The organism is Pseudomonas sp. LAMO17WK12:I5, assembly GCF_900215165.1.
GTDB classification, from domain to species: Bacteria; Pseudomonadota; Gammaproteobacteria; order Pseudomonadales; family Pseudomonadaceae; genus Aquipseudomonas; species Aquipseudomonas putida_A.
In genome coordinates, this window is record NZ_OBDS01000014.1 from 50,885 (window position 1) to 69,685 (window position 18,801).

An 18,801-nucleotide genomic window follows, 5' to 3' on the forward strand; every position below is an offset into this window, starting at 1 on the left:
CAGGGTGTTTTTGGAAGAATTGACTGCCTGCCCGCGAGGAACAGGCAATCAAGATCAGTGTGCTGTCACACGCTGACGGGCGGCCGAAGCACTCGGTGATAGCGCCAATGCCAACTGGGTGCGGTTGTGCATATGGGTCAGGCGCAAGACCTGCGAGACATACAGTTTCACGGTGTTTTCGGTGATGCCCAACTCGCAGGCGATCTGATAGTTGGTCTGCCCTTTGCCCACCAGCCGCGCCACATCCAGTTGCCGTGGCGACAGCTGATTGAAGATCGCCGGGATCTCCTGCTCGGCTTCGGCGCCGTCGCCGCCGAGCATGTCTTTGACCACCGCCGCCGGATTGCGCCGGACCTTGTCCAGATCCTGGTAGAGATCGTCGATGGATTCCGAGAGAAACTGCAGCTTTTGGTTCAGGTGTCCCAACTGGACATTCTTGTGTCGCTCTTGCAGGGCCGCTTCCTGACGTTTCACGCCTTCGAGCAGTTCATCCAGCTGGATCGGCTTCTGGTAGTAGTCGGCAATCCCGGCACGCAGGGCCTTGATCACGTCCTGTTTGTCGGCGCGCCCCGTGAGCATGATCGCTTCGAACACCCGGTGTTTGCCGCTGATGCGTTGCAGCTCCTGCACCAGTTGGATGCCATCCATGTCCGGCATATGCAGGTCGCTCAGCACCAGACCGATTTCGGCGTCTTCACTGAAACGCTCGATCGCCTGAGTGCTGGATTCACACGGCACACAGCGGTACCCGCTGCTTTCGAGAAACTCGCACAATTCTTCGACGATCAACGGTTGATCATCGACCACGAGCACTTTTACCGCCGACGTAAGCTTGTTCACGAACCACTCCATTGCTCGGGCCAAAGCTGACTTTTTCTGCACTTTGGCGATGTAACCACTTCATTTGAAAGTAGACGCACTTTCCGACTATGTACATAGGACTAGTGGCATCTGGCGACTAATGGATCCAATGTATCGAAGCCAATACACCTGCCAGCACGAACGGTGCAAATGGCAGCTTCTTTGACGCTCCTGGCTCTAAATATCGAAGACGTTCTCTAAGCCATTGACTCATATGAAGCCAGACTCTTGGCGCAACGAGCAGCCACAGCAGACTGGCGATACCAGCGCCGATAAACGCACAAAGAATGAATAAACCGTTCGTCGCAAGGCCCATGGCTGTCATTAATTTCACATCGCCTGCGCCCATCCGGCCCATGAAATACCCAGGAACAGTCAACATCAGGGCGATCGCGGCGGCCCACCATCCCTGCTGCGCATCCGCTCCGAACCAGGTGGTGCCAGTCGCCAGCAAATGGATCAGCGCCAGCGCTCCTGCACCGAACGTCAGCACATTGGCGATACGCCGTTGCCGGGCATCCTGGGCGGCGCACAGGGCCAGCCAGATCAGGAGAACTAAACTCTGCATCCGGTTAAATCCATCCGATTTTGCTGAATGATTCTATGCTGATACTACGCAGTGAAAGTCAGGGTAGACGCACTCATGAAAACCGGCTTCGCAAAATCACAGGCAGGCGCAGTGGCGATCGAATTCGCCTTGGTATTCGTGATTTTTTTCGCCGTGTTCTACGCGCTGGTCAGCTACAGCCTGCCGTTTGTATTGATGCAGACTTTCAACGAGGCGACATCTGAAGCGGTGCGCCGCAGCGTCGCAGTCGACCCCAACACTCCCGGTTATGCTTCCGTGGTGGTGAGCACTGCCAACACCGCGTTGACCCAACAGTTGCAGTGGGTGCCATCCGCGCTGAACCTGGTGGTCGGCGTCGATACCTCGGCGGTGTATGACGCCACTCAAGGTACGCTGACGGTCAGAGTCGATTACCCCACTAGCAAGCTCAATCAGATCATGCCGTTTCTGGTGCTGCCGGGCGTGGGTGCAGTGCCGAGTCTGCCCGCCACCCTCTCCGCCGCGTCGAGCCTGAAATTTTGACCGCCGGCGACAATCTGTTCGGGCGCCTGCTCAAGCGCGCGCCACCGCCGGCCAACGAACTGCCCGATCATCTCGGCGCACCGCCGCTGGGCCTGCACCTGCAACTGAACCACGACGGCGGCGTATTGCAGATCGCCGGGCCGTTGCGCCACCAACTCGCGCAACAGCCACCCCACGACTCGCCGCTGCCGTTGTCGGCTTATTTACTCGAGCACAGTACGTTGGCAATTGAAGGCCGCCCGCAGGACTGGCAAGGGCAAATACTCGATCTGGATTTTCCCGGCCTCAGCGATCAGCCCCTGCACCTGCGCGGTTGGGTGCAGCCTTCGGCCGAGGGCTGGATGCTGCAACTGATGGACATCGGCGACCTGCTGCTGGAGCGCCAGCAGTCGCGCAATCGTGAAGCCTGTCAGGCCCTCGCCGGGCAGATCAGCGAACACCTGCGCGTCTGCAGCCTGACGCGTCTGCCGATGGTGCTCAGCGAGCAATTACAGGCCATCGCCCAGCGCTGGCATATCCCGTGTCTGGCCATCGCGCTGCTTGATGAACAGGCACAAGGCTGGCAAATCTACGAGCAATATCGCGCCCACGACGCGCCGCTGCTGTGGCAGGACGGCCAACGTCTGGGCACGCCGCTCGACAGCCTCAACGGCAGCGCGCCGCAACGCCTCGGCGCCCATCATGGTTTGTACGAACACGCGCGGGTGGAGGCCACGTTTGGCAACGCCGATGGTTTCGCCGTGCCCTACAGCGATGATCGTGGGGTGGTCGCGTGGCTGCTCTGCGGCTTCTACAACGTGGACGTTTCCGCCCCGCACCTGAACGACCGCGACTGGATGGCCCTGACCAGCGCACTGGCCGGCCCGTTACTCAGCCGCCTGCGAGAACAGCAACATCATCACTACACCGAACGCCTCGAATCGCTGCAGACCCTGCTTGGCACCGGTTGGTGGGAAATGCTTGGCGACGACATGCTGCTGGCGCCTACGCTGCTCGATGTGTTGCCGGCGGACCGTGCTCGCATCTCGCTGCAAGACTGGCTGGCACTGATTCATCCGGCCGACCGCGAAGAACTGCGCAGTCGTCTGCATGCCCTGCAATTGCACGGCGAGCCCCTGACCCTGTGCGTTCGCCTGCACCGCAGCGGCCCCGGACAAACGCCCCTGTGGTATCGCGTTCAGGGCCAGGTCGCCGGCAGCGGTGAACAGCGGCGGCTGGTGGGATTCATGCTCGACATCAGCGACATCCAGAACCAGCAGCAACGCGCCGAAGCCGCCCATGCGCGGCTGGATAACCTGATCGCCAGTTCGCCGGCGGTGATTTATGTGCAGCGCTACGTCGAGGGTGCGCTGCTTCCCGACTTCTTCAGCGCCAGCCTGCAGCCGCTGCTGGGCTGGACGCCGGCCGAGGGCTGCGCCGCCGACTGGGTGCAACTGATTCACCCCGAAGACCGCGAGCTGTATTTCGCTCGCACCCGGCAACTGTTGCGCGAAGGCTCGGCGCGCGCGCGTTTTCGCTTGCGCGACGCACGCGGCGACTACCACTGGCTGCTCGACGAAGCCAAACTGCTGCGCAATGATCTTGGTCTGCCGGTCGAAGCCGTCGGGCTGTGGCTGGACGTCACCGAAGCGACCCTCGCCGCCGAACAGGTCAGACACAGCGAAGAGCGTTACCGGATTCTGGTGGAAGACTCGCCGGCGATGATCTGCCGTTATCGCCCAGACCTGACGCTGACCTTCGGCAATCGGCCGCTGGCGACTTATCTGGAATGCACCCCGGAGCAATTGCCGGGGGTCGATCTGGGCAGTTGGATGTCCGACGAACAACGCGCCGCCTTCGTCCAGCGTCTGGCACTGCTGACGCCGGAGCTGCCGGTGAGCACCGCCGAAATCAGTTTGCAGTTGCCCGGGCGCGAGCACGCCTGGTGGGTATGGTCTGATCGCGGGGTGTTCGATGAACACGGGCGCCTGCTTGAAGTGCAGGCCGTGGGCCGCGACAACACCGAGGTGCGGCGCTCGCAGCAGCAGCTCACGCAAAGCGCGAAAATGGCCACCCTCGGCGAAATGGCTACCGGCCTCGCCCACGAAATCAATCAGCCGCTGAACGTGATGCGCATGGCCATCGTCAACGTGCTCAAGCGCCTGGGCAACGGCGATGTGCAGATCGACTACCTGACCGACAAACTCAACCGCATCGATGCCCAGGTGCAGCGCGCGGCAAAAGTGGTCGATCACATGCGCGTGTTCGGCCGCCGCTCGGAGATCGAGCAACAACTGTTCAACCCGGCCTCGGCCATCGAAGGCACCTTGTCGTTGCTGGCCGAAGGCATGCGCGGCAAAGGCGTCGACCTGCGGATCAGCGAAACCGCTTTCAGCGTGCAGGTGCGCGGTTACGTCGATCAGTTGGAGCAGGTGCTGATCAACCTGATGGTCAACGCCCGCGATGCGCTGCTCGGCAAACGCGAGAAAGACTCATCGTTCAAGCCATGGATCTCGATTTATGCCGAGCGCGATGAGCATAAGGTGCGACTGTGGGTCGAGGACAACGGCGGCGGCATCGACCCGCGCTTGCTGGAGCGGATTTTCGAACCGTTCTTCACCACCAAACCGGTGGGCGTCGGCACCGGGCTGGGGCTGTCGGTGAGCTACGGCATCATCGAAAACATGGGTGGTCATTTGAGCGTGCGCAACTCGCCGGAGGGTGCACGTTTCTGCATCGAGTTGCCGATTGCCCCGGACGCCTAGATCACCAGATAGGCCTTGCCGGTCTGGCCGCAGGTCATGTTGGCACCGACGTCGACGTCCATAAGGTTGATGCCCAGGCTTTTCAGCAGGTTGTTGAGCAAGGGGTCGAGCAATGGGCTGAGCACGCTGGTCACCACGGGCAACAAACGGCTGCTGACATCACTGATCAACGAGGCCACTCCGGTGACAATGGCACCGAGCGGGTTGCTGCCGACCGGTTGGTAAACGATCAGGTTGATACCCGCCAGGGTGTTGCTCAGGCTACCGACGATATTGTTGGTGGGAATCGCCGATTGCACGCTGGAGGGCAATTTGAGGTTGGGCGGAGTCGCGAACGGCGTGCCACTGGAAAACACCAGGTCCTGTGAATTTTGCGCGACCGGGGTGTCGAGTTTGATCGCGATGCCGCCGGCACCGTATTGAACACGGGTCGCGGCGTCGCAACTGCCGAGGCCGAGAATCTTGTGGCAGGTCACGATGCCCAGATCCACCAGCGGTAAAGGCGAGACCACAGGCTCGGCCGCCGATGAAAAGGCGTTGGTCGGATCAATCTTGCCAAGTTTGAGGTCTGCAATCGACGTGACGGTGTGGGCTGTCAGGCTTTTGGTGCCGGTAGTGCCGGTCGGACAGCTGTAGTCCGTGACATAACTTTTCGCGCCGCCGGCATCCAGCGCGATAACGATTTGCGGGCTCGGCAGCAGTTTCGGATCGAGTTGCTCGCAACCGGCGCCCAGCAGACAGAGCACGGAGTTGAGCGTGTCGACCAGATTCAGACTCAGCAGCGCATTGAGGGTCGGGGTCAGTGTGCCGACCAGCCCCAACACCGCATTGGCCAGCCCGGTCACCCCGGACAACACCGGCAGATTCACCGAGAGCATCGTGCGAATCTGCGCCGTGCGCACATAAATCCGATCCGCCCCCAATGGGTTGGCCTTGGCCCGCGCCGGATCACCAATCGCCGAGAACTGCGGCGGCTCGATCACCTTGACCCGCACCGTGACATTCGCCAGCCCCAGCACGCTGATCGGCAAGGTCGCGGCCACCGCGCTTTTGCTGTTGGCCAGTTGCACCACACCCTGAATCAGTTGCAGCAGTTGCAGGTTGGCATCCAGCCCGGCGGCGGTGGTGCCGGTCTGCAACTGCAGGATGTCGCCGAGTTTGACCGGCGCAGCATTGATCGCCGCAACCTGCAGCTGACCCAGCGCAGTGATCACCGTCGCGGTCGCGCCATTGAGCTGCACCACCGTCGCGGCCGCCTGAATCAGTTGGGTGACCGTGGCCTGGGTGTTGAGCAGTTGCGTGTAGTTGCCGGCGGCGACGTTGAGGTTGATCGCCAGTTGGTTGAGGTAGCTGAGCAGGTTGATGTCGGTGTTGAGCAGACCGTCCCAACCCAGAGCCGTGAGGTTGACGTTGCCGCCGAGCAGCCCCGAGAACAGCGGATTGAGAATGTTCGACTGGGCGGTGTTGATGCTCGCCAGCGTACTGCGGATGTTCAGTTGCGCAACCGTCGGGGTCGGTTGCGCGGCGACGGCTGAGGCGTTGAGTGTGGTGTTCAGACTGACCGTCGAGCCGCTGAACAGGGCCTGCACCCCGCCGGTAAAACTGGTGGTCACCGTGCGGCTGGCGTCCACTTTGATTGCGCTCGACCGGGTTGCATCGGCGGTGAACGCGCGCAACCCGCTGGCCGCGGTCTGCACGCTGCCGCAGGTGGTCGTCAGAGTGTTGTTGGTATCGACGGTGTAGCCATTGCGCACTGCGCTTTGCCCGGCATACGTGGCCGCGCTGAGGCCTGACTGACAATTGCCGCCGCGACTGACCGCTTCCAGCGCCGCGCTGTCGACCACTCGCTGCAACTTGCGCTGCTCCATGTATAGCCGACCGGTGTCGACCACCAACAGCATCAACACCAGCGCCAGACTGAGGGTGGCAGCCGCCATCAACCCGATCGCCCCGCGTTGCCGGGCCGGGCCGTTGAACTGCGTACGAGGCGACATGGCGCACTCCTTTGCCGGCGCGTTGCCGAGCGCTACCTCCGATGGTGGATTTGAGTGTAGACGGCGCTAATGGCAACGCGCCATTTGGTGCTGCACAAAACCCTGCAGACCTCGTCTTCTCGCGAATGCGCTGTGTCATTCAACATGGATGTGGCTGACACGCCGTCTTCGCGAGCAAGCCCGCTCCCACAGGGAGATTTGTGGTGGGGCAAAAAATGGGAGCCTCTTGGGCTCCCTTTTTTTTACAGCGAACTAGCGCGGTGGATAGTTGGCCAATATCCGGGCCACCGTTTCGCGCACTGCGTTGCTGCGATCCTGCGGATTGGGCGTGCTGCTGAGCATCTGTTCATCGCTGCCGCGCCACACCAGTTTGCCGTCCTTGCCGTCGAGCAGGTCGATCTGGATCGTTGCCACCTTGTAGGTGATGTTGCGGGTTTCGTTGTACATCGGCGCGCCCCAATACCCGTTCCACGGGCCACCCCAACCGCCGCCGTAGTTGGTGGTCACTTGCTGCTGGCGATCCTCGACAATCAGGTAGGTCTGCACGCTCAGGTCACCCTTGGCTCCCGCCGCGGCGGGACGCAAACCGCGTTGATCAAGTTGATCGCTGACGGCTTGGCGGATGCGTTGCTCGGTCAGGTCACTCTTGATCCGTGGATCATCCGGGCGATATTGCAGCGCCGGTTCTTTCCAGCTCCAGCTGCGATAGGCGGCGAAATCGCGGCTGGCGTCAAAGTCGTGATTGACCTGGTTTGCGGCGCAAGCACTGAGCAGCGCGGCCATGGCCAGTAAAACGAGACGACGGAACATGGTTGTTCTCCGGTTGAAGGCCTGAACCTGCGAAGCGTTCTCACCTGAAGTCTAGCTCGGCGGATAGGCCGACAGGGCTTTTTCCAGAGCCTCGCGAATGGCGTCGGTGCGCACCAGTTGGCTGCCCTGATTGGCGGTTTCGGCGCTGGCGCTCCACACCGGTTGCCCGGTGCCGGCGTCGAACAGATTGACCTGCACCACCACGACCTGCTCCTGATAAGTACGAACAATCGGCACAGTGTTGTACATGCCGTAACCGCGACCATAACGATCATAGCCGCCGTACCCACCGTAGTAACCGTAATCGTCCTGCACCTGACGCAAGCGGGTTTCCAGACGCAGATTGGCGCTGACTAGCAAATCGGCCGGACGATTGTCGTGCAACGGCCGCAGACCACGCTGATCCAGCGCATTGCTCACCGCTTCGGCCACTTGCGCTGAGTCGGCCCAGGCCGTGCCCGGCGGTAACTGCCCGTTGAGCCAGGCCCAACTGCGATAGCGCCCGTAATCACGCGGTGGCGCCGGATAGGCGCTGCGATCAAAGGTGTTGGCCGCTTGCGGCGGCGCTGGCGGCAACGGCCGCGACTGCGCGACGTACGGGTTGCTGCCCTGGCAGGCGGCCAATCCCAGACAGATCAGCAATAAACCGGATTGAGCTTTCATGTAGTGCTCCGATCAGATCGGCCGGCAGATCCAGTGCAAGTAACGCCCAAGCCCGGCGAAGCTCGGGTGACGACGGTGCGCAAGTTCCATCTCCAGCAAGTCCGCCAGTTCGGCGCGGGCCTGAAATTCCACCGGCATGTAGTCGTGGAAAACCCGGATCCCGCTCTGGGTTTCGACCTGCCACAAGCCTTCGAGTTGCGTTGCCAGTTCCCGCGGATCGAGCGGTTGCTGCGGGGTCAGGCTCTGCTTTTCACCGGCCATGGTGTTTTTGCGCATTTTCTTGAAATGGCCCTTGAGCAGATTGCGATAAATCAGCGCATCACGGTTATAGAACGCCAGCGACAGCCAGCCACCGGGTTTGGTCAGTTGATGCAGCACCGGCAGGATTGCGTGTGGCTCGGCCAGCCATTCGAGCACCGCGTGGCAGATCACCAGATCGTAGGGTTCGGTGAGCTGACCGAGCAGTTCCTGCCACGGTGCCTGAATGAACGTCGCGCTCTGCCCGGCTTCGGCGAAGCGCTGGCGGGCACCTTCGAGCATCGGTTCGGCCGGCTCGGTGAAGGTCACTTCATGGCCGCGTTCGGCCAGCCACAGCGACATGTGGCCCAGACCGCCACCGATGTCCAGCACGCGCAGCGGTCGGTCCGGTAACGCTTCGGCCAGATCGGCCTGCAACACCGCGAGGCGAATCGCGCCTTTGGCGCCACCGTAGATTTTTTCGGCGAACCGGGTCGCCAACTGATCGAAATGCCGGTCGCTCATCAGCTGAACCGCCGTTCGCTGTCGGCGAGCTTGCTGCGCACCACTTCATTCATGTCCAGCCCCAACTCGCTGCACAGCAGTAACAGATACAGGACGATATCGCCGACTTCCTGCCCGGCATGCGCCAGTTTGTCCGCCGGCAACTGGCGCGACTGGTCTTCGGTCAGCCACTGGAAAATCTCCACCAACTCGGACATCTCGACGCTGGCGGCCATGGCGAGGTTTTTCGGGCTGTGAAATTGCCGCCAGTCATTGCGGTCGCGAATGGCGTGCAGGCGTTCGGTCAGTTCAACAAGGTTCATCGGGCTCTCCTGAAGGCGTATAGCTTCGGGGGGATGTCGGCTGAACGCAAGCGGCCATGGCTCGCTCCCACACAGGATTGAGGCAAACCCTCTATAGTTGCAGGGAACTCGGCCACCCGCGCGGTGGCCCAAGGCTCAGCTCTTTCATCAGGATGCACACATGCAGGTAGAAAGCTTTTTCGAATGGCTCGGCCAGGCACTCGGTTCGATCATCCGTTTCATCGTCGACGGCCTCAGCGGCCTGTTCAACATTCTGAGCAACGCCGGCGGCAACTTTGTCGATGGCCTGGCGAAGACGCTGGGCATGGACACTTCGATCATCAGCATCCTCGCGCTGATCGTCGGCCTGATGCTGCTGTGGTCGGCGATTCGCGCGTTCATGAATGCGTCGATCATTGCCGGGATCATCTGGCTGCTGTTGGGGTTGTGGTTGTTGAGCTGGATTATTCATTAGCCCTTGTGGGAGCGAGCCTGCTCGCGAAGGCGTCAGATCAGTCAAAAATGTTCTGAATGACACACCGCTTTCGCGAGCAGGCTCGCTCCCACATTGGTTGCATCGCAGGCCGTACGAATCGCTACAATCCCCGCTCCCCCAAGGAGCCCGCATGTCCAAACTGATTGCCGACTGGCGCGACCGCCCGACTCACCGCAAGGTCTGGGCGCTCGCTGCGCCGATGATTCTTTCCAATATTTCCGTACCGCTGGTGGCGCTGGTTGACAGCACCGTCATCGGCCACCTGCCCCACGCCCATCAGTTGGGCGCAGTGGCGGTCGGCGCCAGCCTCTACACGTTTCTCGCCTGGGCCATGGGCTTTCTGCGCATGGGCACTACGGGGTTTGCCGCTCAGGCCGCCGGGCGCAGCGACGGCGCGGCGTTACGGCAGATTCTGTTGCAGGGTTTGCTGCTGGCGCTGGGACTGGCGATCGTGCTCGGCACTCTCGGCGTGCCGTTGAGCGGCGTGGCCCTGCACTTCATGCAGCCGTCGGCCGAACTCGATCAACTGACCCGCGAGTTCTTCCACACCCGGTTATTCGGGCTGCCGGCAGCGCTGGCCAGTTACGCCCTGGTCGGCTGGTTCCTCGGCACCCAGAACGCCCGGGCGCCGCTGGCAATTCTGCTCAGCACCAACCTGATCAACATCGCTCTGAACCTGTGGTTCGTGATTGGCCTGGAATGGGGGGTGGTCGGCTCGGCCCGGGCCTCGGTGATTGCCGAGTGGAGCGGCGCCCTGCTCGGCCTGTGGCTGACCCGCGGCGCATTGCGCGCCTATCCCGGGCACATCGCCTGGACGGCCTTGAAGGTGTGGCAGAGCTGGCGCCCTTTGCTGGCGGTCAACCGCGACATTTTCATCCGCAGCCTGGCGCTGCAATCGGTGTTTTTCCTGATCACCGTGCAAGGCGCGCGGCTCGGCGATGCCACGGTGGCGGCTAATGCTCTGCTGCTCAACGGTTTGCTGCTGACCGCGCATGCGCTGGACGGTCTGGCGCATGCGGTCGAAGCGTTGTGCGGACACGCCATCGGCGCCCGTGATCGCCTCGCCCTGCGCCGTTCACTGGTGGTGGCCGGCGGCTGGTCGTTGCTGGCCAGCCTCGGTTTTGCCGCGCTGTTTCTGTTGGGCGGACACTTGTTCATCGAGATGCAGACCGACATCCAGAGCGTGCGCGACACCGCGTTCATCTACCTGCCCTATCTGGCGGTACTGCCGCTGATTGCAGTCTGGAGCTACTTGCTCGACGGCCTGTTCATCGGCGCCACCCGCGCCCGGGAAATGCGCAACGGCATGCTGCTGACCGTCGCCTTGCTGCTGCCGTTCGCCTGGGCATTACAGGGACTGGGCAATCATGGGCTGTGGATAACGTTCCTACTGTTTATGGTCTTGCGCAGCCTGACCCTCGGCGCACTGGCCCTGTGGCTGCGGCGCAACGACGGCTGGTTCAGCGGTGCCGCTCACTGAGCCGGTGTGTGTTTGACGAACGCGACGACCTGATCAAGCACCGGCGCCAGTCGCCGAAGTGGCCGCGACAGAGTCGCCACCAGCGTCACATGATTGGGGCGCGAGTAGTACAGATCCTGCACCGATACACCCGCCTCGCGCAGTTTACGCGCCAGACCTGCGGTGTTGCGTGCCGGGTTGACCAGATTGTCCTTGGTCGCGGCAATCAGCAGCGCCGGAGGCTCGCCCGCCCTGACGTGGTTGATCGGCTGCGATTGCGGCGGTGAGTCCGGCCAGAAGAATACTGGACGCACCTGCGGATTCTTGATGGGCAGAAAATCATATGGCCCGGCCAAGCCGATCCAGCCGCTGAGGTCTTTGGGCGTCATGCCCACCGCACCGAGCAGACCAGAATCCAGCGCCAGCATCGCCGCGTTATAAGCGCCGGAACTGTGGCCCATCAGGTACAGGCGTTGCGGGTTGCCGGAGAACTCGCGGATATGCGCCCGGGTCCAGGCCACCGCCCGCGCCGAGTCTTCAAGAAACAACGGATAGCGCACCTGCGGGTAGAGCCGATAATCCGCCAGCACCGCGACAATCCCCCGCGACGCCAGCGCCTCACCGACAAACGCGTAATCGCCACGATCACCGCTATTCCAGCTGCCGCCGTAGAAGAACACCACCACCGGCGCGCCCTCCAGCGGCTGGCGCGGCACGTAGACGTCGAGCTTCTGTCGAGGATCATCGCCATAGGCAATCCCGGCGGTTCTGTGAAACGTGTCGGCGGGGGTCAGCGCATTGAGCACCTTGACCGGGGAACATCCCGTCAGCACCAGCAGCAGAAACCCGCCGAGGACTGCGCCGAACCGCTGCCACAGAGGATTTGTCATGGATGTCGCACCTCAAGATTGATCGTTCTGCCACTGTCGCCGCACATGCTCGAGACGTTCCTGCTGGCTCAGCCCGTCCGGCAGGTCTGGCAATACCGCTCGGGGATGCTGCAAGCGTAGCCACAACCAGCCATCCAGCACCGTACGGTCGCTGAAACCCAGGCTCAGCCCCTCCTGCACATGGGAGGCCATGCGCGCGTAGTCGGTTCCCATTGATTGGCACCAGCGCCAGATGTGTTGTTCCAGCAGGCAACTTTGCAAACGTTCGCGCTGACGATGGGTGAGGCTTTCGTCGATCCCCAGCGGCTCGACCGCCCACTGCGGGTTGCGCAGTTGCTGCCAGCCCTGACTGCCGATGGCGAGGTCGGCCCAGGTGCCACCGAACCAGCGCACCAGGCGGATCGGCCCGAGCCAGCGGCTCAAGTCGGCGGCATCACAGGCGTCGAAAAAATAACTCGCTGTCTGTCGATTGTAGTAACCGAGCAAGGCGCGGTGATTGAGCCCGAACGAGACCGTCAGCATCCGTCGCAGGTGGCTCAGCATTACTGCCTGCGAGGCATCACTGGCGAACAACAACCCGCGCCAGGTCTGCGGATCATGCTGACACAGCGCCGCCAGTGCCGGGCAGTCATGCAGGTCGACCAGCAGCGGACCGTGCTCGCTTACCGCTTGAAACTCGGTGCCCTCGAACAGCCGCGTGCAACGTACGCTGGCGAACCCCAGGCGCAATGTCGCCATCGCCTGCTGCGCATCGGCACCATCGAGCAACAGCCACTGTACCTGCGGGGCAAAGCCGACGCCGCTCAAGCGGCGCCGTCCTGATCCAGCGACGCCACCAATCGGCAACTGCAGATCGACGCCGTGCAGTGGTTGTAACTGCCGCCGCCGGGCATCAGGCACATCAGCAACAGCGGTTCGGCAGACTTGAGCCATTGCGCCAGGCCCGCGCTCGGCAGCACGTCCGGCAGCGCCAATGGCGCTTCGCAGTCTTCGATCACCGCCGGCTCCTGCAGCACACCACTGATCACCGGCTGATCCGGATCGCCTTCATGAAAACTCACCACCACTTCAACGCCTTCGCGCAACGATGTCAGTGAGGCGTCGCTCAACGCTGCTGCGAGCGGCAGCCAACAGTGGCTGGCGGCAGCGCCTTCACCCTGATAAAGCCAGTCGAACTGCACCGCCACCGGCCGTTGATCGTCGGGCTGCGGTTCATCGACCGTCACTACCCATGCACGTTGCAGACTGTGCATGCGCGGCCTGGCACAAGTGCTCGTCAATGTCGGCAGTTGCGCCTGGGCGGCGGCGACGATCCGGTTGCTGTAAGCCGGCTCGCTGGCGGGATCAGCACGATGCTCGATCCGGCTCAGCAACCAGCGGCGGTTGCATTCGGCAAACGGATGCGCGGTCAACGCCAGCCACTGCGCGGCGCGCAAGGTCGGCAGATCGCTGTGGCCATAAGCTTTGCCGGCCTGCGCCGAACCCGCGTCCACATCGCTGGCGTCCACCTGCATCTGCCAGCGTCTTACCGCCGGGGTGCTCGCGCCATCGTCCACAGACGCCGCGCCGGCCACGGGTAAACGCCCTGGATCATCGACAAAGACCAGACAGTGTCCGTCCGGCCGGTGCTCGAAGTAGTAGTGGATCCGCGCCTGCGCGCACAGCCGCTGCACGAACTGCAGGTCCGACTCCCGGTACTGGGTGCAGAAAGTGTGCACCGGGTATTCGCACTGCAAATCAAAACGTCGTTGCGCACCAACGATCCCATGCTCCTTGAGCACCTGCGCGAGGATCTTCGGCACGCACTGGCTGCTGAAGATCCGCTGACTGAAACGCAGCGCCAGACAACTCAGCTTCGGTCCCAGCGTCACTCGACACAATCGGGCGCCCTGATCGTGCTCATGCTGAACGACACTCTGCAATTGCCCGCTCAGGCCATTGTGTCCGGGACCGAACTGCAGGAACGCCGAGCGGAAAAGCAGGCCGGCCAGGTCCAGTTGCGGATCATTGATCAACAGATCGATATCAAAGGCGAAGGGTTCGTTGATGCCCTCACTTCCGGTAAAGGCCAGCACCTCGAAGGGCTCGGGCAGCCCCGTTACATCGAGACGAAACGACGGCTCGTTGACTGATTCGAACATGGGCGGATCTCTACAGGAGGGGCGGCCGGGGATTCTCGCCGAGAGCCATGGCCGAGTAGAGAGCTGAAGTACAACTTAGGAAATGACCTACGCGAAAAGCAGACCGGATCACTTCTCCGGCTGTGGCAGGCAATTATTTCGCAGGGGATTTGGGAAATGTCCCACCGGGTCATCCGAATTTTCCACAGCTTGAGGGAAAATTTCAGACAACCCGGTGCAACAGACCTGACTCAGGAAGACAGGTAGGAGGAACGGGTCAGGCCCAGACGCAAGGCATCGAGGAACTGCGTACGCTCGCTGGCACTGATGCGGGCACTGGCGCACTTGTCGCGGTAGTGGGTCATCAGTTCTTCCGGCGACAAGTGCACGTAACGCAGCATGTCTTCGATGGTGTCGTGGGTCTCGATACCGGCGTGGTACACGCTGCCATCGGCGTTCTGGTAGATGTTCACCGAGTCGGTGTCACCGAACAGGTTGTGCATGTCGCCGAGGATTTCCTGATAGGCGCCGACCAGGAACACGCCCAGCAGATAGTCTTCACCTTCGTTCAGACCGTGCACCGGCAGGCTGGTCTCGATGCTCTGCTCGTCGACGTACTGGTTGATCTTGCCGTCGGAGTCGCAGGTCAGGTCTTGCAGCACCGCGCGACGCAGCGGCTCTTCATCCAGACGATGCAGCGGGATGATCGGCAGCACCTGATCGATCGCCCAGGTGTCCGGCAGGCTCTGGAACACCGAGAAGTTGCAGATGTACTTGTCGGCCAGCTTGTCGTTGAGTTCGTCGAGCACCTGGCGGTGCGAACGCTGACGTGCCTTCAACGAGTTGTGCAGGCGACGGCACACAGCGAAGTAACACTGCTCGGCCAGGGCCTTTTCCGCCAGGGTCAGTTTGCCGTCGGCGTACTGCGAAGCCACGTCGCTCATGTAGTGCGTGGCGCGCCAGTAAGTCTCGGTGACCATCTCGATGTCGGTCGGGCCGAGCAGGTCCACCAGCCACTGCACGGTTTCCGGCAGGTTTTCCTTGTTTTCGATCAGCGGGATTTCGTCGTTGTGTTTCTCGACGTCGGTCACCTGCACCACCAGCATCGCGTGGTGCGCGGTCAGCGAGCGGCCGCTTTCGGAGAAGATGTGTGGATGCGGCAGGCTCTGCGCGTCGCAGAACTCCTTGAGCATGCCGACCACGACACCGGCGTAGTCGTCCATGTCATAGTTGATCGAACTGGCGTTGCGCGAGTGAGTACCGTCGTAGTCGACACCCAGACCGCCGCCGACGTCGATGTGATCGACCGGCAGGCCAAGGTTGCGCAGCTCGCCGTAGTAACGGATCGCTTCCTTGAAACCGTGCTGGTAGTCAGCCAGGTTGGCGATCTGCGAACCCATGTGGAAGTGCAGCAGACGAATGCCCTGATCCAGGCCGGCGGCGCGGAAGCGCTCGACCACCGACAGCAGTTGCGCCGCCGACAGACCGAACTTGGATTTCTCGCCACCGGTGTCCGCCCACTTCGACGACGCCAGCGACGACAGGCGCACGCGCAGGCCGACCTGTGGCTTGACCTTGAGCGAGGCGGCTTCTTCGATCACCAGGCCGACTTCGGATTCTTTCTCGATGACGATGAACACATTGTGGCCGAGCTTCTGCCCCATCAGCGCCAGACGGATGAACTCGCGGTCCTTGTAACCGTTGCAGACGATGGTGCCGCCCTTCGGCGCCAGTGCCAGCACCGCCAGCAGCTCAGGCTTGGAGCCGGCTTCCAGACCGATGGAAACGTTCTGGGTGGCGATGATGTTCTCGATCACCGCTTCTTGCTGGTTGACCTTGATCGGGTACAGCGCGGTGTACTTGCTCTGGTATTCCAGGCGCTCGATGTTCGAGTCGAAAGCACCGGTCAATTGACGGACACGGTCTTGCAGGATGTCGGGGAAACGTACCAGCAACGGCAGGGACAAGCCGCTCTTGCGCAGTTGGTCGACTTGTTCGAACAGGTCGATAGGCGAGCTGCTCGGGCCGTTCGGACGAACTTCGACGCGACCGGCGTCATTGATCGCGAAATACCCGGCCCCCCAATGGCGAATCCCGTAAACACTGCGGCTGTCCGCAACTGTCCATTGGCTGCCATCGTCTTTACGTGTGCGTCGTACGGACATCGAAGTCCCCTATAAAGAAGTCATAGTGCGTCGCCTGATCGCAGGCCGGCGCAGTCTAAAGAATGAAAATGACGGTTCGTCAGCGCGGCGGTAGACCGCGCTGACCGCGTGTAGTTTAGAAACCGGTCATGAACAGGCTCTGTGAAAACCATGGAGACGACGCCGGATCTGAACTGCTTCAGTACCGGATCAAGCCGCAGATGGATTTCACAGAGGCTGCTAGCCGCCGGACTTCTTCGCTTTGAAACCGTGTTTGATCAGCTCAGCCAAGAGTAGCTCGACATGATCGCCCTGGATTTCGATGATCCCGTCCTTCAACGCCCCACCGGTGCCGCAACGTTTCTTCAACGTTGTCGCCAGCTCCTTGAGGGCGTCTTCGGCCAGTGGCACGCCGGTGATGGTGGTCACCGTTTTGCCGCCACGGCCCTTGCTCTCGCGACGCACGCGGGCAATGCCGTCCCCGGCCGGGATCACGGTTTGTTTGCAGATACAGGCGTCCACCGGTTTACTGCATTCCGGGCAATGACGACCTGCGTCGGTGGAAAATACCAGGCCACCAAGGGCGGCGAAGGATGCGGCTTTTTTGGCCACCGGCAATCCTCTTGGGAGGACAAAGACTGATCGCGACCTTGGGCAAGGTCATCGACCGCGAAGCCCCACTCAGGCAGGGGCAGCGCTACTGCACCGTGCGCTTGAACAAAAGCAGGTCGGTGCAGCTTGAAAAGGTCGCGCAGTGTAACGGCAAAAAGCGCAATTGCTAAGAGCCAATCGGCGCCAATTTATGTGTTCTTTGCGACGCCGCTTTGTTGAGCCTTCAGATAGCGCTTCAACGCGGCCAGAGAGTCCGGGCAGTAAGGCTTTTGCTCGATTTCCTGCAGTACCTGATCGACCGGAATAAAGCGTGCTTCCAGCACTTCTTCCGGCTGCAGTTTCAGCGGGCCGTCCCACACCGCGGAAAATGCCGAGCACCACAGGCGATTGCCGGTATCCTCGAAGAAAAAATGATCGTGGGCGGTCAGCTCCACCCCGCTCACGCCCAATTCCTCTTCCAGCTCGCGGGCCGCCGATTCGGCGTAGGTCTCATCGGCCTGCACCATGCCGCCGGCTGCCACATCCCAGTAACCGGGATAGATCGCCTTGCTCAGGGTGCGCCGGTGTACGCAGAGCTCACCAGCGGAATTGAACAACATGATGTAGGTGCCGCGCCCGATCAGCCCGCGCTCACGCAGATCGGCCCGCACCAGGGCGCCGAGCAAGTTGTCCTGCTCGTCGACCCAGGCGATCTGTTCGGCATCGGAGGCGGCGCGGTGCGCCGCCTCTTTGGCGCTATCGACCATGACTCAGCCCTGATTGAGCAATTGACGCAGATCGATCACTGCGGCGTTGGCCCGGGAAATGTAGTTGGCCATGACCAGCGAGTGGTTGGCCAGCACGCCGAAGCCGCTGCCATTGAGGATCATCGGGCTCCAGACCGGCTCCTGCGATGCTTCCAGTTCACGGATGATCTGGCGCACGCTGACCGTGGCGTTCTTTTTCGCCAGCACATCGGCAAAGTCCACTTCGATGGCGCGCAACAGGTGCGACAGCGCCCAGGCCTGACCGCGTGCTTCGTAGAACACGTTGTCGATCTGCATCCACGGAGTCTCTACGACTTCCTCGTCAACTTGCGGTACTTCGCCAACCGCCGGCACTTCGGTTTTCAGCGCGGTGTTGAGTTTCACCCGGCCGACACTGGCGGACAGGCGTTGCGACAGCGAACCCAGACGGGTGCCGACATCGCCCAGCCAGTTGTTGAGGTTATCGGCGCGGGCGTAGAACAAGGCGTTTTTCTGCGTTGGATCAGACAGACGCGCCTGGTAACGGCTCAGGGAGTTGATGCCTTCCTGATATTCCGATTCGCTCGACGGCAGGATCCAGCTCTTGTTGTCAAAGTTGAAACGCGGTTCGGCCTTGGCCAGGTCGGCATCTTCGGCCGACTGCGACTGCGAACGGGCGAAGTCTTTACGCAGGGCACGAGTCAGGTCACGCACCTGCACCAGCACGCCGTATTCCCAGCTCGGGGTGTTGTCCATCCACAGGCCAGGCGGAAAACGGTCGTTGGAAATATAACCGCCCGGTTTGTTCAGCAACGTACCGGCAACGGTCTTGAGGGTTTCGACCGTGGTGTAGCCGACGACCATCTGCTTGCCTTCTTTCTCGGCAGCCGCCTGGGCGTTTTGTGCCACCGGAAACAGCGCCGGCTCCTGGCTCCAGTACCAGCCCAGGCCGATGGTCACCAGCAGATAAATGCCGATCAGCGTGGCCAGCGCGCGGCTGAACAACAGCCCGCCCACATAGCTGCGGGTGGCCGACTTCGGCTCAGCGGCACGTTCAGGCGCGCTGCCCGCGCGGTTCTTCCAGTCCAGCATGGCGATATCCTTTCAATCACTTGGGTTCAACGGTTCGACCACAACCATACAACAACGT

At 61.8% G+C, this 18,801-nt stretch carries 18 protein-coding genes; 4 read left to right on the top strand and 14 right to left on the bottom strand.

What is annotated here, in order from left to right:
• Positions 1-54: 54 nt before the first annotated feature.
• On the bottom strand, positions 55-840 hold the full coding sequence (locus CRO59_RS23485; protein ID WP_096794830.1) for a response regulator transcription factor: 786 nt from the start codon (positions 838-840) through the stop codon (positions 55-57).
• A 118-nt stretch (positions 841-958) separates the two neighbouring features.
• Complete coding sequence (locus CRO59_RS23490; protein ID WP_097089922.1) at positions 959-1,429, bottom strand: prepilin peptidase; 471 nt, start codon at positions 1,427-1,429, stop codon at positions 959-961.
• 75 nt (positions 1,430-1,504) lie between these two features.
• On the opposite strand from CRO59_RS23490, the gene CRO59_RS23495 reads away from it, so the two are divergent.
• Positions 1,505-1,951 carry a TadE/TadG family type IV pilus assembly protein gene (locus CRO59_RS23495; protein WP_097089921.1) on the top strand — a complete coding sequence of 149 codons (447 nt, stop codon included), beginning with the start codon at positions 1,505-1,507 and terminating at the stop codon, positions 1,949-1,951.
• A complete protein-coding gene (locus CRO59_RS23500; RefSeq protein ID WP_097089920.1) occupies positions 1,948-4,695 on the top strand; it encodes a PAS domain-containing sensor histidine kinase in 2,748 nt (915 codons plus the stop codon). Before CRO59_RS23495 ends, CRO59_RS23500 begins: the two co-directional genes overlap by 4 nt.
• Here the strand turns inward: CRO59_RS23500 and CRO59_RS23505 are convergent.
• The 5 genes from CRO59_RS23505 to CRO59_RS23525 form a co-directional block, all read right to left on the bottom strand.
• Positions 4,692-6,689, bottom strand: coding sequence for a pilus assembly protein TadG-related protein (locus CRO59_RS23505; protein WP_097089919.1), 1,998 nt, complete (start codon positions 6,687-6,689; stop codon positions 4,692-4,694). The genes CRO59_RS23500 and CRO59_RS23505 overlap by 4 nt on opposite strands.
• A gap of 252 nt (positions 6,690-6,941) precedes the next feature.
• Positions 6,942-7,499 carry a DUF4136 domain-containing protein gene (locus tag CRO59_RS23510; protein WP_097089918.1) on the bottom strand — a complete coding sequence of 186 codons (558 nt, stop codon included), beginning with the start codon at positions 7,497-7,499 and terminating at the stop codon, positions 6,942-6,944.
• Positions 7,500-7,550: 51 nt separating this feature from the next.
• A complete protein-coding gene (locus CRO59_RS23515; protein ID WP_097089917.1) occupies positions 7,551-8,162 on the bottom strand; it encodes a DUF4136 domain-containing protein in 612 nt (203 codons plus the stop codon).
• Positions 8,163-8,174: 12 nt separating this feature from the next.
• Positions 8,175-8,924, bottom strand: coding sequence for a methyltransferase (locus CRO59_RS23520; protein WP_097089916.1), 750 nt, complete (start codon positions 8,922-8,924; stop codon positions 8,175-8,177).
• On the bottom strand, positions 8,924-9,226 hold the full coding sequence (locus CRO59_RS23525; RefSeq protein ID WP_007951009.1) for a MazG-like family protein: 303 nt from the start codon (positions 9,224-9,226) through the stop codon (positions 8,924-8,926). Before CRO59_RS23525 ends, CRO59_RS23520 begins: the two co-directional genes overlap by 1 nt.
• A gap of 160 nt (positions 9,227-9,386) precedes the next feature.
• Here CRO59_RS23525 and CRO59_RS23530 point away from each other — a divergent pair, with 160 nt between their 5' ends.
• Positions 9,387-9,680, top strand: a complete 294-nt coding sequence (locus tag CRO59_RS23530) for a hypothetical protein (protein ID WP_007963021.1) — start codon at positions 9,387-9,389, stop codon at positions 9,678-9,680.
• A 151-nt stretch (positions 9,681-9,831) separates the two neighbouring features.
• Positions 9,832-11,181: an MATE family efflux transporter gene (locus tag CRO59_RS23535; RefSeq protein WP_097089915.1), complete on the top strand. Its 1,350-nt coding sequence runs from the start codon at positions 9,832-9,834 to the stop codon at positions 11,179-11,181.
• Here the strand turns inward: CRO59_RS23535 and CRO59_RS23540 are convergent.
• From CRO59_RS23540 to CRO59_RS23570, 7 genes are all read right to left on the bottom strand, one after another.
• Complete coding sequence (locus CRO59_RS23540; protein ID WP_097089914.1) at positions 11,175-12,050, bottom strand: alpha/beta hydrolase; 876 nt, start codon at positions 12,048-12,050, stop codon at positions 11,175-11,177. The genes CRO59_RS23535 and CRO59_RS23540 overlap by 7 nt on opposite strands.
• Before the next feature lie 12 nt (positions 12,051-12,062).
• Positions 12,063-12,857 (bottom strand): DUF4123 domain-containing protein, encoded by a 795-nt coding sequence (locus CRO59_RS23545; protein ID WP_097089913.1) that lies wholly within the window; start codon positions 12,855-12,857, stop codon positions 12,063-12,065.
• On the bottom strand, positions 12,854-14,191 hold the full coding sequence (locus tag CRO59_RS23550) for a contractile injection system protein, VgrG/Pvc8 family (RefSeq protein ID WP_097089912.1): 1,338 nt from the start codon (positions 14,189-14,191) through the stop codon (positions 12,854-12,856). Before CRO59_RS23550 ends, CRO59_RS23545 begins: the two co-directional genes overlap by 4 nt.
• 230 nt (positions 14,192-14,421) lie before the next feature.
• On the bottom strand, positions 14,422-16,335 hold the full coding sequence (gene speA / locus CRO59_RS23555) for an arginine decarboxylase (protein ID WP_003221289.1): 1,914 nt from the start codon (positions 16,333-16,335) through the stop codon (positions 14,422-14,424).
• Positions 16,336-16,554: 219 nt separating this feature from the next.
• A complete protein-coding gene (locus tag CRO59_RS23560; RefSeq protein ID WP_007914613.1) occupies positions 16,555-16,926 on the bottom strand; it encodes a translation initiation factor Sui1 in 372 nt (123 codons plus the stop codon).
• 188 nt (positions 16,927-17,114) lie between these two features.
• On the bottom strand, positions 17,115-17,672 hold the full coding sequence (locus CRO59_RS23565) for an NUDIX hydrolase (RefSeq protein ID WP_027613597.1): 558 nt from the start codon (positions 17,670-17,672) through the stop codon (positions 17,115-17,117).
• Between the two features lie 3 nt (positions 17,673-17,675).
• On the bottom strand, positions 17,676-18,743 hold the full coding sequence (locus tag CRO59_RS23570) for a DUF2333 family protein (RefSeq protein ID WP_007963034.1): 1,068 nt from the start codon (positions 18,741-18,743) through the stop codon (positions 17,676-17,678).
• Positions 18,744-18,801 lie beyond the last annotated feature (58 nt).

What these genes read in the sequence shown, in the direction of transcription:
- CRO59_RS23490 (WP_097089922.1), bottom strand. Translation starts at nt 1,429, where the DNA reads ATGCAGAGTTTAGTTCTCCTGATCTGGCTGGCCCTGTGCGCCGCCCAG.
- CRO59_RS23495 (WP_097089921.1), top strand. Translation starts at nt 1,505, where the DNA reads ATGAAAACCGGCTTCGCAAAATCACAGGCAGGCGCAGTGGCGATCGAA.
- CRO59_RS23505 (WP_097089919.1), bottom strand. Translation starts at nt 6,689, where the DNA reads ATGTCGCCTCGTACGCAGTTCAACGGCCCGGCCCGGCAACGCGGGGCG.
- CRO59_RS23510 (WP_097089918.1), bottom strand. Translation starts at nt 7,499, where the DNA reads ATGTTCCGTCGTCTCGTTTTACTGGCCATGGCCGCGCTGCTCAGTGCT.
- CRO59_RS23515 (WP_097089917.1), bottom strand. Translation starts at nt 8,162, where the DNA reads ATGAAAGCTCAATCCGGTTTATTGCTGATCTGTCTGGGATTGGCCGCC.
- CRO59_RS23520 (WP_097089916.1), bottom strand. Translation starts at nt 8,924, where the DNA reads ATGAGCGACCGGCATTTCGATCAGTTGGCGACCCGGTTCGCCGAAAAA.
- CRO59_RS23525 (WP_007951009.1), bottom strand. Translation starts at nt 9,226, where the DNA reads ATGAACCTTGTTGAACTGACCGAACGCCTGCACGCCATTCGCGACCGC.
- CRO59_RS23530 (WP_007963021.1), top strand. Translation starts at nt 9,387, where the DNA reads ATGCAGGTAGAAAGCTTTTTCGAATGGCTCGGCCAGGCACTCGGTTCG.
- CRO59_RS23535 (WP_097089915.1), top strand. Translation starts at nt 9,832, where the DNA reads ATGTCCAAACTGATTGCCGACTGGCGCGACCGCCCGACTCACCGCAAG.
- CRO59_RS23540 (WP_097089914.1), bottom strand. Translation starts at nt 12,050, where the DNA reads ATGACAAATCCTCTGTGGCAGCGGTTCGGCGCAGTCCTCGGCGGGTTT.
- CRO59_RS23550 (WP_097089912.1), bottom strand. Translation starts at nt 14,191, where the DNA reads ATGTTCGAATCAGTCAACGAGCCGTCGTTTCGTCTCGATGTAACGGGG.
- speA (WP_003221289.1), bottom strand. Translation starts at nt 16,335, where the DNA reads ATGTCCGTACGACGCACACGTAAAGACGATGGCAGCCAATGGACAGTT.
- CRO59_RS23565 (WP_027613597.1), bottom strand. Translation starts at nt 17,672, where the DNA reads ATGGTCGATAGCGCCAAAGAGGCGGCGCACCGCGCCGCCTCCGATGCC.
- CRO59_RS23570 (WP_007963034.1), bottom strand. Translation starts at nt 18,743, where the DNA reads ATGCTGGACTGGAAGAACCGCGCGGGCAGCGCGCCTGAACGTGCCGCT.